Genomic DNA, 15,795 nt, shown 5'->3' on the forward strand with positions numbered 1-15,795 from the left:
GCCCACCCAATTTCAGGAACAAGCGCACATGAACTACAGCAACCCTACCCAGCTGCAAGCCGCCATCCTCGACTGGGCCGGCACCGTGGTCGACTTCGGCTCCTTCGCCCCGACCCAGATCTTTGTCGAAGCCTTTGCCGAATTCGATGTGCAGGTGTCCATCGAAGAAGCCCGTGGCCCGATGGGCATGGGCAAGTGGGACCACATCCGCACCCTGTGCGATGTGCCGGAAATTGCCGAGCGCTACCGCAAGGTGTTCGGCCGTACCCCGACCGACGATGATGTCACCGCCATCTACAACCGCTTCATGCCGCTGCAGATCGAGAAGATCGCCGTGCACTCGGCGCTGATCCCCGGCGCCCTGGACACTCTCACCGGGCTGCGCCAGGACGGCCTGAAGATCGGCTCTTGCTCGGGCTACCCGAAGGTGGTGATGGACAAGGTGGTGGAGCTGGCCGCGCAGAACGGCTACGTGGCCGACCATGTGGTGGCCACCGACGAAACCCCGAACGGCCGCCCATGGCCGGCCCAGGCCCTGGCCAACGTGATCGCGCTGGGAATCGACGACGTGGCGGCGTGCGTGAAGGTCGACGATACCGTGCCGGGCATTCTCGAAGGCCGCCGTGCCGGCATGTGGACCGTGGCCCTGGTGTGCTCGGGCAATGCCCTGGGGCTGACCTGGGAAGGCTACCGCGCGCTGAGCGCCGAGAAGCTGGAAAGCGAGCGCCAGCGCATCCACGCCCTGTTCGCCGGCTCCCGTCCGCACTACCTGATCGACACCATCAACGAACTGCCCGAAGTGATCGCCGACATCAACCGGCGCCTGGCCAAGGGTGAGATGCCGCAAACATCCTGACCCGGCGATGGGCTGCAAAGCAGCCCCAGCAAGGCCCGCCCCTACTCCGGCAACTGCACCCGGGGTTTGGTTGCCGCGAAGATCGCCCAGCTCGACACGAACAGCGCCGCGATCAACGGCCCGATCACGAAGCCGTTGAGCCCGAACACCGCCAGCCCGCCCAGCGTCGACACCAGAATCAGGTAGTCCGGCATGCGCGTGTCCTTGCCCACCAGGATCGGCCGCAACAAGTTGTCTACCAGGCCGATCACCAGCACGCCGAACGCGGTGAGGATCACCCCCGACAAAATCGCACCGGTCAGCAGGAAATACGCCGCCACCGGTGCCCACACGATCCCCGCCCCCACCGCCGGCAACAGCGACAGAAACGCCATCAGCACCGCCCATACCAGCGCACTCGGGATATCCAGCACCCAGAAAATGAAACCGCCCAGCGCCCCCTGGGTAATGGCCACCAGCACGTTGCCTTTTACCGTCGCCCGCACCACACGGTTGAACTTCAGTTGCAAACGGCGCTTCTGGTGTTCGGGCAGCGGCACTGCCAGACGCACCTGGCGGGCGACCTCCGCGCCTTCGCGCAGGAAGAAGAACAACAGGTACATCATGATGCCGAAGCTGATCACGAACTCGAACGTGCCCTGCCCAAAGTTGAACGCCTGGCTGGCCAGCACCTGGCTGCCCTGGGTGGCCCATTTGGTGATCTTGTCGCGTAGCCCGTCGAGGTTGCCCATGCCCATGCTGTCCAGGCCCTGCTGGGCAAACGCCGGAAGCATGTCCTTGCCGCGTTCGACATAACCGGCAATATCCAGCTCCCCGTGCTCGATGCGCTGGTACAGGGCGGCTCCCTCCTGCACCAGCAGCGCGCTGGTGATGATCACCGGCAGGATCGCCACCAGCAGGCACACCAGCAAGGTGGCCGCCGCAGCCAGGTTGCGCCTTCGGCCGAAACGCAGCAGCAGGTGGCGCTGCAGCGGGGCGAACAGGATGCCGAGTATCACCGCCCAGAAGATCGCACCGTAGTACGGCAGCAGGATCCAGATGAAGGCAATGGTCACCAGCGCCAGCAGTACTGCCAGGGCTTTGTTCTGCAGGGCGGTCTGGTTCATCGCGGGTCCTCGCATGGCTTATGCGTTATTAGTGCACCGCGCCTTGGCAAAAGTGCCGCCATTTCCTTGATGCAAATCAATACGCGCCGTATCTGCCAGCCCTAGCATCCGCGCCTTTTGCTCCGGTGCGCACATGACCCCTATCGCCAAGCCCGAACTGCTGGCCCCCGCCGGCACCCTCAAGACCATGCGCTACGCCTTCGCCTATGGCGCCGACGCGGTCTACGCCGGCCAGCCACGCTACAGCTTGCGGGTGCGCAACAACGAGTTCGACCATGCCAACCTGGCCCTGGGCATCCAGGAGGCGCATGCCTTGGGCAAACGCTTCTACGTGGTGGTCAACATTGCCCCGCACAATGCCAAGCTGAAGACCTTCCTCAAGGACCTGGCGCCGGTGATCGAGATGGCACCGGACGCGCTGATCATGTCCGACCCAGGCCTGATAATGCTGGTACGCCAGCATTTTCCGCAGATGCCGGTGCACCTGTCGGTGCAGGCCAACACGGTCAACTGGGCCAGCGTGCAATTCTGGCAGCAACTGGGCCTGAGCCGGGTAATCCTGTCGCGCGAACTGTCGCTCGAAGAGATCGAGGAAATCCGCCAGCAGGTGCCGGGCATGGAGCTGGAGGTGTTTGTCCACGGTGCCCTGTGCATGGCCTACTCCGGCCGTTGCCTGCTGTCGGGCTACCTCAACAAGCGCGATGCCAACCAGGGCACCTGCACCAACGCCTGCCGCTGGAAGTACGACGCCACACCGGCCACCGAGAACGCCACCGGCGACATCGTGCGCGAAGTGCAGCCGACCCTGGGCCTGGGTGCACCGACCGAGCAGGTATTCCTGCTGCAGGAAAGCAACCGCCCCGGCACCGAAATGCCGGCGTTCGAAGACGAGCACGGCACCTACATCATGAATGCCAAGGACCTGCGCGCCATCCAGCACGTCGGGCGCCTGGCCGCCATGGGCGTGCACTCGCTGAAGATCGAAGGCCGTACCAAATCGCACTTCTACTGCGCCCGCGCCGTGCAGTCGTACCGCCAGGCGATCGACGATGCGGTGGCCGGGCGACCATTCGACCGCTCGCTGATGGACAACCTCGAATCCTTGGCCCAACGCGGTTACACCGAAGGCTTCTTGCGCCGCCATGTGCACGACGAATACCAGAACTACCAGCGCGGTAACTCGGTGTCCGAGCGCCAGCAGTTCGTTGGCGAGCTGACCGGGGCACGCGTCGACGGCCTGGCCGAGGTCAAGGTGAAGAATCGCTTCGCCGTGGGCGACCACCTGGAACTGATGACCCCGCGCGGCAACTACCACTTCGATCTCGAGCACATGAGCAACGGCCAGCAGCAACCGCTTCAGGTCGCCCCAGGCGATGGCCACACCATCTACCTTCCTGTTCCCGAGCAGGTGCCGTTGGCATATGGCCTGTTGATGCGTGACCTGCCAGCTTGAGCAAGGTGGCTATAGTTCAATCCTGGTAACGGCACCAAGCCGTCGGTCGCCCAACTCTTTACGAATCTGCTGACGGAAACCGGCAAAACGTTCCACGTCAAAACGATAAATAGTGCCGGTGTTCCACACGACGATGTCACGCTGGGTCTCGCTCCAGAATCCGAAGTCGCGCATCTCCACGGTGCCATTGAAGCGAAACGAGTAGACCGCCAGATGGATCTGGCCCTCCTCGTCCTTCTGGCAGGGTGTGATCAGAAAGGATGAGGCGACGTCGTTCTGCCAACCCGACTGCAGGAACTTGCTGGCGTGTGCACTGATTCGCAGTTCCTGCATGGATGCGCGCGCCAGTTGGGCCAACAGCGTCGGTGTGCTGCCTGTGCCGATGGGCTCGAGCCTGGTATCGAAATCGTCATGGTCCCTGATGACCTGGGGCGGTAACTCCAGGGCGGCCGTCCTTACGCAGCCATGTTTCTCCAGGCGATTGCGGAAGCGGTCGAACCAGCTTTTCCATAGTTCGTCCCGGTCGAGAAAGCGGCTTGCGAACTCATCGGCATGGTCCAGCAACGTTTGCACGTCCAGGCGTTCCTCTTCGGACAGGTTTGGTCCGATGCCGATCAGATTGGTCTTGGAGTACAACAGGCAGTCCAGTGGTAGGGTCATGATCAAGCAGGCTCTCAGATAGGTGTGCCGCACGTTAGCCAGCGTTATGACAGGCCGGCATCCGGAACCAGTACCTGGCAGGTAGACTGGCTGCCTGGCAACGCTGGTGAAGGGCAACAGGCCGCGCTGCGCCTGAAGGCCGCTTGCGCTATGCTGCTGGCCAACCGCTGGATACCGGACCGCCCCTGGGGCCGCAACGACACCGGGCACGAGCAAGGCACAGGCCTGGTCGCCGGTATCCGCCCACGTTTTTGAAGGAGTGTTTCATGATGCTGCGTAAACACCTGCTGCCCCTGGGCCTGCTGGCCATCACCGGCCTGGCCCAGGCTGCCGAGACCATCGACGTCTACCGCGACCCCAACTGTGGCTGCTGCAAGGCCTGGATCAGCCACCTGCGCGACAACGGCTTCACCGTCAACGACCATGTCGAGCCGAACATGAGCGAGGTGAAGCAACGCCTGGGCGTGGCGCCACGCCTGGCGTCGTGCCATACCGGGGTGATCGATGGCAAGTTCGTCGAAGGCCATGTGCCGGCCGAGCAGGTGCGCCTGTTGGCCAAGCGCAACGACCTCAAGGGCCTGGCCGTGCCGGGCATGCCCATGGGCTCGCCCGGCATGGAAATGGGTGACCACAAGGATGCCTACCAGGTCATCGGCGTGACCCAGGACGGCAAGGACACCGTGGTCGCCAACTACTGATGCTCAGCCTGTGGGCGCTGTTCCTCAGCGCCTTCGGCGCCGCCACCCTGCTACCGCTGCAATCGGAGGCCGTGCTGGTCGGCCTTTTGCTGCGCCAGCCCGAGGCCTGGGCCACCCTGCTGCTGGTGGCGACCCTGGGCAATGTGCTGGGCTCGGTGGTCAACTGGGTGCTGGGCCGGGCCATCGAGCACCTGCGTGACAAACGCTGGTTCCCGTTCAACCCTGCTCAACTGGAACGCGCGCAACAGCGCTACCAGCGCTGGGGGCAATGGTCGCTGCTGCTCAGCTGGATGCCGGTGATCGGCGACCCGCTGACGCTGATCGCCGGCATCATGCGTGAGCCGTTCTGGCGCTTCCTGCTGCTGGTGACCCTGGCCAAGGCCGGCCGCTATGGGGTGCTGGCGATGATTACCCTGGGCTGGTTTCACGCCTGGTAACACCTTTCACGTTCCGCGTGGTCCACTGGCTGCTACAGTCGCCCCTTCCTACATGGCCCTACACGGAGTGCCCCCATGCTGCGCGCAACTGCCCTGGCCCTGGCCTGCCTCGCTGGCAGTTCGGCCATCGCCGCCGAATCGCCCACCTACGGTCCTCAGTTGGAAGGCTTCAGCTACCCGCATCCGCTCAAGCATTTCGACTTCAAGTCCCAGGGTCAGGCCCTGCAGATGGGCTACATGGACGTGCCCGCCCAGGGCCAGGCCAACGGTCACAGCGTGGTGCTGATGCATGGCAAGAACTTCTGCGCCGCCACCTGGGAAACCACCATCGATGCCCTGAGCAAGGCTGGCTACCGGGTCATCGCCCCCGACCAGGTCGGCTTCTGCAGCTCCAGCAAGCCAGCCTACTACCAGTACAGCTTCCAGCAACTGGCGAGCAATACCCATGCCCTGCTCGAACAGCTGGGGGTGAAGCAAAGCATCGTGCTCGGCCACTCCACCGGCGGCATGCTCGCCACCCGCTATGCGTTGATGTACCCGCAGCAGGTGGAGCGCCTGGCGATGGTCAACCCCATCGGGCTGGAAGACTGGAAAGCCCTGGGCGTGCCCTACCGCACGGTGGACCAGTGGTATGCGCGCGAGCTCAAGCTGGATGCCAACGGCGTGCGCGAGTATGAGCGCAAGACCTACTACGCCGGGCGCTGGAAGCCGGAGTACGAGCGCTGGGTGCAGATGCTGGTGGGCCTGAACAAGGGGCCGGGGCATGAAGCAGTGGCGTGGAACTCGGCGCTGATCTACGACATGATCTTCACCCAGCCGGTGTACCACGAGTTCAAGGACCTGCAGATGCCCACCCTGCTGCTGATCGGTGACCAGGACACCACGGCCATCGGCAGTGATATCGCGCCGCCGGAGGTGAAAGCGAAGCTGGGCAAGTATGCAGTGCTGGGGCCGCAGGTGGCCAAGCTGATCCCCAAGGGTGAGCTGATTACCTTTGAAGGCATGGGGCATGCGCCGCAGATCGAGGAGCCGGTGCGGTTCAACCGTACGCTGGTCGAGTGGCTGGGCAAGTGAGCCAATAGTCGAGGGGCCGCTTTGCGGCCCTTCGCGGGCTCGCCCGCTCCCACGGGTAGAGCACAGCTGCCAAAACCTGTGCAATCCCTGTGGGAGCGGGCGAGCCCGCGAAGGGCTGCAAAGCAGCCCCCTACACTTTCCAGACCTGCTCCTCGGTCCAGCCCAGCTCGGCAAAATCCGCCGCCCGCAACCCCACCTCTTCCTCGCAGAAAAACTCATCCAGCTGCGGCGGCCTCACTGCCGTATCACTGAGCATCGCATGCACCTGCCCACGATGATGTATCTGGTGCTCGAACAGGTGCGCCAACAACCGCAGCCGTTGCTCGCGCTGTACCCGCTCGGGGCGCACGATGCTCACATAGCGCGCCAGCTCACCATCGCGCAGGCCCCGGCAATAGGCGATCAGCCGGTGATCGGCCTGGGCCTGTTCGGCGTGCAGGTCGGTGCAGGTGGCAAACGGCTGTTCGGGGTCGAAGAAGCGCTCGCCGTCGGCGTCGGGCTGCTCGCCACGCTGCTCGCACTCGAGCATGTGCAGGTAGAACCAGTCCACCGTCAGCAGGTGGTTGAGGGTGGCCTTGATCGACGGGAAAAAACTGCAGCGGGGGGCGACGAATTCGTCCTGGGTCAGTTGCAGGCAGGCCTTGTACAGACGGTGGTTGGCCCAGCCATTGTTGTAGGCCTGGGTCAGCAGATGATGCGACAGCGGCTCCATGGTTCGGCTCCTTTTCAGGCGAAGCGTTGCAGTTGCATCTCCCGTAGCCGGCTCAGGGTCCGTTGGTACGGGAACGCCAGATACCCTTGAGTGTAGAGGGCATCCAGCGGCACCTGTGCCTCCAGGTACAACGCCACCCGGCGGTCGTAGCATTCGTCGACCAGGGCTATGAAGCGGCGCACCGCGTCGTCCTTGGGCGACAGCGCCGGCAGCTCACGGTCGCCCGCTGCCACCCGCGCCGCAGCATCCTCGGTACCCCGGGCAATGCGCCCGGCCCGCTGTTCACCCCCCAGCGCCGGAATGCCCGACACCAGGATGGCCGGGAACCGGTCGCACAGGGCCATGAACTCCATGGCCGCCAGCGGCTGTTCGCACAGGTCGGTGAAGCGGCACCAGATGGCCTGCGCGCTGCGCCGCACCACCTGCACCTGCCGGGGGCCGATCGCCAAGGGCTGATCGTGGCCTGCGTCGCCGGGGCTGAGCTGGCGGAAAACCTCGCCCAGCTGGCTGGCCTGCCCCGCTTGCGCCACCCAGTAACGCTGGTGCTCGGCGCCGGGGTGCAGGCGGTGGTCCTGCTCGCCGGCCACCGGCAGTACCTGCATGTGCCGCTGGATGGCGGCGATGGCCGGCAGGAACCGCTCGCGGTTGAAGCCATCGCGGTAGAGCTGCTCGGGCGGCTGGTTGGAGGTAGCGACGATCACCACGCCTTGGTCGAACAGTACCTGGAACAGGCGGCCGAGGATGATCGCGTCACCGATGTCGTTGACGAACAGCTCGTCGAAGCACAGCACGCGAATCTGCCCGGCCAGCTCCCCGGCCAGCGCCAGCAGCGGGTCGGCGGTGCCGTTGAGCTGGAACAGGCGCTGGTGGACCCAGGCCATGAAGTGGTGGAAGTGCTGGCGCCGGCTGGGTACCCGCAGGCAGCGGTGGAACTGGTCCATCAGCCAGGTCTTGCCGCGGCCGACCGGGCCCCAGAGGTAGATACCCTGGGTGGGGCGGCCCTGTTCGACGGCCTGGAAACAGGCCTGCAAGGCCTCGACGGCGCGGGCCTGGGCGGGGTCGGCGACATAGCCCTGGGTGGTCAGGGCCTGCTGGTAGAGGGAATGGGGATCGATAGCCATGCGGCATTCTACACGGCTGACACACCGCGGACCTTGTAGGAACAACGGTCTTACCCAAATTCAAAAGGCTGCCGCGATCCCTGTGGGAGCGGGCGTGCCCGCGAACACGGGCGAAGCCCGTGCCATCCACCGCGGCGCCTGCTTCGCGGGCACGCCCGCTCCCACAGGGGCCGCGTACAACAGTGGTGATCAAGCGTCGCCCAGGCCTACCTTGAGCAGCGCGCCGTCCTTGTCATCGGTCAGCACATACAGGTAGCCATCCGGCCCCACCCGTACATCGCGGATACGCGCCTTCAGCTCACCCAGCAAACGCTCTTCATGCACCACCTTGTCGCCATCCAGTTGCAGGCGGATCAGCTCCTGGGTAGCCAGCGCGCCAATGAACAGGTTGTGGTCCCAGGCCTTGAACCTAGGGCTGTCGTAGAACGCCATGCCGCTGATCCCCGGCGACTTCTCCCATACATGGTGCGGGTCGACCATACCCTGTACATGCTTGCCCTTGGCCTCGGGGATCGGCAACAGCGAGTAGTTGATGCCGTGGGTCGCAATCGGCCAGCCATAGTTCTTGCCGGGTTCGGGAATGTTGATCTCGTCGCCGCCGCGCGGGCCATGCTCGTGGGTCCACAGCTTGCCGGTCCAGGGGTTGAGTGCGGCGCCTTGCTGATTGCGGTGGCCGAACGACCAGATCTCCGGCCGCACATTGTCCTTGCCGACAAAGGGGTTGTCCCTGGGCACTTCGCCGTTCGGCAATATACGCACGATCTTGCCTTGCAGTTTGTCCAGGTCCTGGGCAGTCGGGCGCTGGTTGTTTTCACCGAGGGCGATGAACAGGTAGCCGTCGCGATCGAACACCAGACGCGAGCCAAAGTGGTTGCCCTCCGACAGTTTGGGCTGCTGGCGGAAGATGACGTTGAAGTTTTCCAGCCGGGCGCGGTCCTGGGACAACTGGCCACGGCCGACCGCCGTACCGGCCTTGCCGTCACTGCCCTCTTCGGCGTAGGACAGGTAGACGGTGCGGTCCTTGGCGAACTCCGGCGACAGCACCACATCCAGCAAGCCGCCCTGGCCCTCGGCCCAGACCTTGGGCACACCGCTGATCGGCGGGCCGACCTTGCCTTCGGCATTGACCACCCGCAAGTTGCCGGCGCGCTCGGTGACCAGCATGTCCTTGCCGCCCGGCAGGAACGCCAGGGCCCAAGGGTTGCGCAGGCCGTCGGCCACTGTGCTGACGGTCAAGGTGCCTTCTTCACTGCGAAGCTGCTGTTCGGCCGCCGCTTGCGCCAGCAGGGGCAGGAGTGCGGCGGCGGTCAGGGTGACAAGCCAGGGTGCTCGAAGCATGCAGGATTCCTTTCGTAGGGCGCTCATGGCGCGCGCGGGTTGCCGCGGGGTGGTCGGGTGGGCTCCAGGTTCGGGGTTTGCTGCTGGCGGCGCAGGTTGTCGCCATTGCCGATGCCGCGGTTGTCCAGGGTGGGCGTGCGCTGGTACGGGTCGGTGGACGGGCCGCGCACGGGAGGCGTGGCCGGCATGCTGCCCTGTCGGCTGTTGGGGTTGGCGCGCTGGATCGGGCTGTTGTAGGGGTTGTTGTTGCCGGCGGCGAGTTGCAAGGGCGGCTCGGGGGCCGCTTGCGCGGGCAGGCACAGCACCAGGCCGAGGGCCAGGATGGGCAAGGTCGGGGTCATGCTTCACCTCCTGTACGAAAATGCCGCGCCTGGTGGGTTTGATAGCCTAAGGCGCGAAGGGTTCGCGGCAAAAGTGTGAATGCGGGTGGAGATGATTCCTGATGTTTCAGTATGGGCCTTGGGGGCTGCTGCGCAGCCCTTTCGCGACACAAGGCCGCTCCCACAACCCCCCTACGGACGCCGAATTACTGGCCCTTGTCCACCTTGTGCCGCGCCGCATACAGGCACAGCATTTCCATCGCCAGGGTCGCCCCGGCCAGCGCGGTGATGTCGGCATGGTCATAGGCGGGCGCCACCTCCACCAGGTCCATGCCCACCAGGTTGATGCCGCGCAGCCCGCCAAGGATCTCCAGCGCCTGCACCGTGCTCAGCCCGCCGCACACCGGTGTGCCGGTACCGGGCGCATAGGCCGGGTCGAGGCAGTCGATATCGAAGGTCAGGTAAACCGGCCGCTCGCCCACCCGCTGGCGAATCGCCGCAATCACCGCCTCGGTGCCCTGCCGGTGCACCTGGCGGGCGTCGAGGATGGCAAAGCCCTGGCTGTCGTCATTGGTGGTGCGCAGGCCGATCTGCACCGAGCTGGCCGGGTCCACCAGGCCTTCGCGGGCGGCATGCCAGAACATGGTGCCGTGGTCGATGCGCTTGCCTTCCTCGTCCGGCCAGGTGTCGCTGTGCGCATCGAAGTGGATCAGCGCCAGCGGGCCATGGCGGCGGGCATGGGCCTTGAGCAGCGGGTAGCTGATGAAGTGGTCGCCACCCAGGGTGAGCATGGCGCAGCCTGCTTCCAGAATATGCGTGGCATGGGCCTCGATGCTGTCCGGTACCGACTGCGGGGTGCCGCTGTCGAAGGCGCAATCGCCATAGTCGATCACCGCCAGGTGGTCGAACGGGTCGAACGCCCACGGCCAGTGCCGGGCCCAGGCCTGCTGCACCGAGGCGGCGCGGATCGCCCGCGGGCCGAAGCGCGCACCGGGGCGGTTGCTGGTGGCAGTATCGAACGGCACACCACTGACCACCACATCGACACCACGCAGGTCGCGGCTGTAGCGGCGGCGAGAGAAACTGGTAATACCGGCGTAGGTACTTTCCGCAGCGGTGCCATACAGGCTGTCGCGGGTCATGGCCTGGTCGTTGTTTGCGGCTTGCTCCACGGTCGAGTTCCTTTGTCGTTATCGGTTACTGGCGGCTGCGGAATGCGGTCCACAGGCGGTTGCGCTGGCGCAGGTCGGCCAGGGCCATGCTGCGGTCGGCATACAGGCGCTGGCGCACCGCGGCCGACGGGTAGATGTCCGGGTCGTTGCGCACTGCTTCGTCCACCAGCGGCGTGGCCGCCTGGTTGGCGTTGGCGAAGAACAGCGTGTTAGTCAGCGCGGCGACCGACTCGGGCTTGAGCATGAAGGCGATGAACGCCCGCGCGGCCTCGGGGTGCGGAGCGTCCTTGGGAATGACCAGGTTGTCCTGCCACAACAGCGTGCCTTCGCGGGGGATGCGGTAGATCAGCTCGAACGGTTTGCCTGCGCGACGCGCCTGGTCGGCGGCCATCGCCGCATCGCCGTTGTAGGTCAGCGCCAGGCACACGCTGCCATTGGCCAGGTCGCTGATCTGCCGACCATTGGCGACGTAGCTGATCGACGGCTGCAGCTGGCTCAGCAGGTTCTGCGCGGCGGCCAGGTCGTCCTTGGCCTGGCTGTAAGGGTCCTTGCCCAGGTAGTTCAGGGCCACGCCGATCACCTCCTGGGGCGAGTCGGGCATGGCGATGCCGCAGTCCTTCAACCGGCTGGCGTACTCGGGCTTGAACAGCAGGTCGAGGCTGTCCAGCGGTACATCCCCCAGGCGCTGGCGTACCGCTTCCACATTCACCCCCAGGCCCAGGGTGCCCCAGGTGTAGGGCACGGCATGGCGGTTGCCGGGGTCGGCCTCGGCGAGCTTGGCCAGCAGGTCCTTGTCGAGGTTGGCATAGCCGGGCATGGCCTGGGGATCGAACGGCTGCAGGGCATTTGCCTTGAGCGCCCGGGCCAGTACGGTTGACGACGGCACCACCACGTCGTAGCCGCTACCACCGGTCAGCAGCTTGGTTTCCAGCACTTCGGTGGTGTCGAAGGTGTCATAGCGCACCTTGTAGCCGGTTTCCCGCTCGAAGCGCTGGAGGGTTTGCGGGGCGACATAGTCGGCCCAGCTGTAGAGGTTGACGACCTTTTCTTCGGCCTGCAGCGGCAAGGCCAGGACCAGGGACAGCAGGCACAACGATCGACGCATGGCGAACACCTCGGCAAATGGGTGGATGCCGCGAGCATGCCAGCCGGGTTACATTGCAGGAATGGCAAGTTTGCAAAGCTGACATTCATCAGGAGCAATGTAATGCTCGGACAGGTGCACGACCCCGACCTGCATCTGCTGCGGCTGTTCGTCACTGTAGTCGAGGCCGGTGGCTTCAGCGCCGCGCAAGGCGTGCTTGGCCTGAGCCAGCCCACCATCAGCCAGCGCATGGCGCAGCTGGAAGCGCGGCTGGGCTACCGCCTGTGCAGCCGCGGCAAAGGTGGCTTTCACCTGACGGAAAAGGGCGCGTTGTTGCTGGACGCCGCCCGTGGGCTATTGCTGAACATCGAACAGTTTCGCCAGCAGGCCAATGGCGTTGCCGGGCGGCTGCTGGGGACCGTGCGCATAGGCATGGCGGAGAACCAGGACAAGGCGGTGAGCCTGAAGCTGGCGGCGGCCATTGCGGCGTTTCGCAGGCGCGAGGAGGCGGTGCAGCTGGAGCTGATCAGTGCGCCACCGGCAGAGCTGGAGCGCTTGTTGCTGGAACAGCGGCTGGATTACGCCATCAGCTACTTTTCCGGCAACCAGGCAGCCTTCGACTACCAGCCGCTGTTCCAGGAGCGGCAACGGCTGTATTGCGGCAAGGGCCATGTGCTGTTCGGTGAGGCTGGTGTTGGGCGGGAGCGGTTGCTGGCGATGGACCAGGTGCGCCATCCGTACCGGTTTCTCAAGGGCGGTGAGCCGTTCCAGAGCCAGCGCAGCATGGCGGTGGCGGAGCAGATCGAGAGCGTGCTGACGTTCATTCTGTCGGGGCGGCATATTGGCTATCTACCATGCCATTGTGCGCAAGCTTGGGAGGCTGAGGGGCTGTTGTGGGCGCTGGACCCGGGGTTGGACTTTGTGGTGCCGTTTACCCTGGCCAGGCACCGGGCGCAAGCGGTTGGCGAGGCACAGCAGGCGTTTGCGCAGGATTTGCTGGCGGCGTTTGCCTGACCTGGCCTCTTCGCGGGCTTGCCCGCTCCCACAGGGGCCTCACAATGCCTGAGGGCGGCGCCGTACCTGTGGGAGCGGGCAAGCCCGCGAAGAGGCCAGGTCAGACAACATCAATCAGTAAGCCATGCTCCAGGTCAGCGTGTAGGTACGCCCGCGCCCCTGGTAGTCATACAGGTAAGCCGGCCCGTAGGTCGGCGAGTAGAACAGCGTCGCACGCTGCCCCCAGACCGTGCTGTATTGCTTGTCCAGCAGGTTCTGGATGCCGGCGCTGAAGGTGCCGAAGCCGGTATCCTGGCTGCCCAGCAGGTCGAAGGTGGTGTAGCCGTCGATCTCGTGGTCGGCATCGTCCTTCAGGCTGAAGGCATGGTTGGCCTGTAGCCGCGCACTGCGGCCATCGCCCTTCCAGCCGACGAACGCGGTAGCCTTGGACAGCGAGGCATAGCGGGCATCGCGCTTGATCCAGCCGCCATCGACATCCTCCTCCTCGGAGCGGGTCAGGTGCAGGGTGCCACCGGCTTCCCAGCCGGTCTGGAAGTGTCGGGTCAGAGCGCCCTCAAAACCGAAGTCACGGCTTTTCTGGTCTTCCACATTGATGGTCAGCGTCTGCGAATCGACGTTGATGATCTTGTCCGACCAGATGTAGTACAGCGCTGCCTGGGCATCCCAGTCCAGGTCGGCATAGCGCCAGCCCAGTTCCACCTGGCGGCTCTTGATGCCGGCCAGCGGGTTGTCGGCCACGCTCAGCCCGGGCTTGCCGTAGTACTTGGCCGGGTCGGGCAGGTCGAAGCCTTCGCCGTAGTTGGTCCATACCTGGTGGCCATTCTTGAAGTCGTAGATGGCACCGACGTTGAACAGGTTGACCTGGTAATCGTTGCTGCCACCCGGCACACCCTTGAAGTCGCTGACGTCCACATCCATCTGCTGGCGCCGGGCGCCGCCGGACAGGGTCAGGTTATCGGTGGCATGCCAGTCCAGCTGCGCGTACACCGACACGCCATCGACCCGGTAGCTGGGGTAGCGTGCGGCCTTGCTTTCCTTTTCCAGCTCCAGGCCACCCGACTCGGACGACGTCTGGGCGTTGAAGGTGGTCTGCTCGGCGTTGAAGCGCTCGCGGTCCAGGTCCACGCCGTAGGTCAGCTTCAGCGCGTCCCACTGCTTGGCGAACAGGCCCTTGAGGCTGGTGACTTCGAAGTTTTGCTGCGAGGCGGCGAAGTACACCCCGCGCGAGCCGGTGGGCGTGGCGCGGTTGTAGTACGGGAACGGGTAGAAGTTGTCGTCTTCCTTGCGGTACGAGGCCTGCAGGTAGAAGTCCTGCCCCAGCACGTCGGTGTGGTGGTAGTTGGCGTTCAGCAGCAGGCGCCGGGTGCGCGGCTCCAGGTCCGACGAGTAGCCACTGCGCAGCTCGGCGTCTTCCAGGTCGGATGGGGCGTTGTAGTTCAGGTTAGGGAAGTAAATGCCGGTGCTGCCGTGGTTGCCCGAATCATAGTACTGGGCCAGCAGGTCGAGGCTCTGCTGGTCGTTCAGTTGCATCCCCAAGGTGCCGAGCACGTCGATGGTGCGGTTGTATTGCAGGTCGGTCTGGGTGTTGTCGATGAAGATCTGGTCGCCGGCGCCGTCGTAGAAGGCTTCGTTCTGCTCTCCGGAAACCCCCAGGCGGGCGTTGAACCGTTCGTTGCCGCCACTGATCGACTGGGCGAAGCGGGTGGCCAGGTCGTCGCTGTTGTTGAAGCCGCTGCTGGCACCGAGCTGGGTCTCGAAACGCGCCGGGCCGGGTTCGCCCTTCTTGGTCACGATGTTGATGATGCCGCCGGTGGCGCCACCACCGTAGATGGCACTGGCGCCAGACAGCACTTCGACGCGCTCGACGTTGAACGGCGAAATGCTGTCGAACTGGCGTGACAGGCCGCGCGAGCTGTTCTGGCTGACCCCGTCGATCATCACCAGCACATTGCGCCCGCGCATGTTCTGGCCGTAGTTGGTACGGCCTTCCGGCGCCAGGTCGAGGCCTGGCACCAGCTTGCCGATGGCTTCCTTCAGGCTGACGCCGCTGTCGATCTGCTCGCGCAACTGCTGCTGGTCGACCACCCACACGGTGCCGGGGATTTCACTGATCGCGGTGCTGGTGCGCGAGGCCACGCTGACCTCGATCGGCTTGAGATTGACCGCCTGCGGCGCAGCGTCGGCCTTGCGCAGGGTCACCGTGCGGGCATCGCTGAAGTGCCAACTCATGCCGCTGCCGGCCAGTAACTGCTGCAGCGCCTGCTCGATGCTGTAGCTGCCCTGCAAGGCCGGGCTGGCCTGGCCGGCGACGTCGCCGGTGGTGTACAGCAGGTGCAGGCCGGCCTGGTCGGCGAACGTCGTCAGGGCGTGGTCCAGCGGCTGGGCCGGCAGGTCGAGCTGGACCTGGCGGGCCTGAGTCTGGGCCTGTTCGGTGGCGGTCGAGGCAAACACCTGCAGCGGGCCGACCAGCATGGCCAGGGCACTGCAGGACATCAGGGCATGGTGAAGCGGACCGCGGCGGCGGTGCAAGGGCTTGAGCATCAGAGGCACGAATGAGCTTCCTGACAAGTCGTAAATGAGAATTGGTTGCTGATCAGTCCCACTACGACGATCTGGCTTGCAGGAACTTGCAGTGCCAAATGGAAAATATTTTTATTTCTGTGCCGGCCTCTTCGCAGCACAAAGCTGCTCCCCCCAAAACAACAACCCTCCGTAAAGAAAAAACTCCGTCCCGACAAAGCCGAAGACAA

At 64.9% G+C, this 15,795-nt stretch carries 16 protein-coding genes; 7 read left to right on the top strand and 9 right to left on the bottom strand.

Annotation, left to right across the window (positions count from 1 at the left end):
• Positions 1-28: 28 nt before the first annotated feature.
• Positions 29-856: a phosphonoacetaldehyde hydrolase gene (gene phnX, locus ACLCGK_RS17245; protein ID WP_015269646.1), complete on the top strand. Its 828-nt coding sequence runs from the start codon at positions 29-31 to the stop codon at positions 854-856.
• A gap of 41 nt (positions 857-897) precedes the next feature.
• Here phnX and ACLCGK_RS17250 read toward each other — a convergent pair whose 3' ends face one another.
• Positions 898-1,962: an AI-2E family transporter gene (locus ACLCGK_RS17250; protein WP_085721153.1), complete on the bottom strand. Its 1,065-nt coding sequence runs from the start codon at positions 1,960-1,962 to the stop codon at positions 898-900.
• 133 nt (positions 1,963-2,095) lie between these two features.
• On the opposite strand from ACLCGK_RS17250, the gene yegQ reads away from it, so the two are divergent.
• Positions 2,096-3,415 carry a tRNA 5-hydroxyuridine modification protein YegQ gene (gene yegQ, locus ACLCGK_RS17255; RefSeq protein WP_039614166.1) on the top strand — a complete coding sequence of 440 codons (1,320 nt, stop codon included), beginning with the start codon at positions 2,096-2,098 and terminating at the stop codon, positions 3,413-3,415.
• Positions 3,416-3,424: 9 nt separating this feature from the next.
• Here the strand turns inward: yegQ and ACLCGK_RS17260 are convergent, their stop codons facing one another.
• Complete coding sequence (locus ACLCGK_RS17260) at positions 3,425-4,075, bottom strand: hypothetical protein (protein WP_410952526.1); 651 nt, start codon at positions 4,073-4,075, stop codon at positions 3,425-3,427.
• Positions 4,076-4,099: 24 nt separating this feature from the next.
• On the opposite strand from ACLCGK_RS17260, the gene ACLCGK_RS17265 reads away from it, so the two are divergent.
• From ACLCGK_RS17265 to ACLCGK_RS17280, 4 genes are all read left to right on the top strand, one after another.
• Entirely contained in the window at positions 4,100-4,330 is a 231-nt protein-coding gene (locus ACLCGK_RS17265; RefSeq protein ID WP_410952527.1) for a hypothetical protein, read from the top strand.
• A gap of 14 nt (positions 4,331-4,344) precedes the next feature.
• Positions 4,345-4,773 carry a DUF411 domain-containing protein gene (locus ACLCGK_RS17270; RefSeq protein WP_015269641.1) on the top strand — a complete coding sequence of 143 codons (429 nt, stop codon included), beginning with the start codon at positions 4,345-4,347 and terminating at the stop codon, positions 4,771-4,773.
• Entirely contained in the window at positions 4,773-5,210 is a 438-nt protein-coding gene (locus ACLCGK_RS17275) for a YqaA family protein (RefSeq protein ID WP_039614164.1), read from the top strand. Before ACLCGK_RS17270 ends, ACLCGK_RS17275 begins: the two co-directional genes overlap by 1 nt.
• 75 nt (positions 5,211-5,285) lie before the next feature.
• A complete protein-coding gene (locus tag ACLCGK_RS17280) occupies positions 5,286-6,284 on the top strand; it encodes an alpha/beta fold hydrolase (RefSeq protein ID WP_410952528.1) in 999 nt (332 codons plus the stop codon).
• A 130-nt stretch (positions 6,285-6,414) separates the two neighbouring features.
• Here ACLCGK_RS17280 and ACLCGK_RS17285 read toward each other — a convergent pair whose 3' ends face one another.
• The 6 genes from ACLCGK_RS17285 to ACLCGK_RS17310 form a co-directional block, all read right to left on the bottom strand.
• On the bottom strand, positions 6,415-6,996 hold the full coding sequence (locus ACLCGK_RS17285) for a DinB family protein (protein WP_410952529.1): 582 nt from the start codon (positions 6,994-6,996) through the stop codon (positions 6,415-6,417).
• A gap of 14 nt (positions 6,997-7,010) precedes the next feature.
• Entirely contained in the window at positions 7,011-8,117 is a 1,107-nt protein-coding gene (gene zapE / locus ACLCGK_RS17290) for a cell division protein ZapE (protein ID WP_410952530.1), read from the bottom strand.
• A gap of 189 nt (positions 8,118-8,306) precedes the next feature.
• Positions 8,307-9,455, bottom strand: a complete 1,149-nt coding sequence (locus tag ACLCGK_RS17295) for a PQQ-dependent sugar dehydrogenase (protein ID WP_410952531.1) — start codon at positions 9,453-9,455, stop codon at positions 8,307-8,309.
• 23 nt (positions 9,456-9,478) lie between these two features.
• A complete protein-coding gene (locus tag ACLCGK_RS17300) occupies positions 9,479-9,796 on the bottom strand; it encodes a hypothetical protein (protein WP_025338362.1) in 318 nt (105 codons plus the stop codon).
• A 185-nt stretch (positions 9,797-9,981) separates the two neighbouring features.
• Positions 9,982-10,947 (bottom strand): agmatinase, encoded by a 966-nt coding sequence (speB, locus tag ACLCGK_RS17305; protein ID WP_013971812.1) that lies wholly within the window; start codon positions 10,945-10,947, stop codon positions 9,982-9,984.
• Positions 10,948-10,972: 25 nt separating this feature from the next.
• Entirely contained in the window at positions 10,973-12,052 is a 1,080-nt protein-coding gene (locus ACLCGK_RS17310) for an extracellular solute-binding protein (protein ID WP_410952532.1), read from the bottom strand.
• Between the two features lie 102 nt (positions 12,053-12,154).
• Here ACLCGK_RS17310 and ACLCGK_RS17315 point away from each other — a divergent pair, with 102 nt between their 5' ends.
• Positions 12,155-13,045, top strand: a complete 891-nt coding sequence (locus ACLCGK_RS17315) for a LysR family transcriptional regulator (RefSeq protein ID WP_410952533.1) — start codon at positions 12,155-12,157, stop codon at positions 13,043-13,045.
• Positions 13,046-13,159: 114 nt separating this feature from the next.
• Here the strand turns inward: ACLCGK_RS17315 and ACLCGK_RS17320 are convergent, their stop codons facing one another.
• A complete protein-coding gene (locus tag ACLCGK_RS17320) occupies positions 13,160-15,586 on the bottom strand; it encodes a TonB-dependent receptor (protein ID WP_410952534.1) in 2,427 nt (808 codons plus the stop codon).
• Between the last annotated feature and the right edge of the window lie 209 nt (positions 15,587-15,795).

This window comes from Pseudomonas sp. S1(2024) (genome assembly GCF_046557535.1).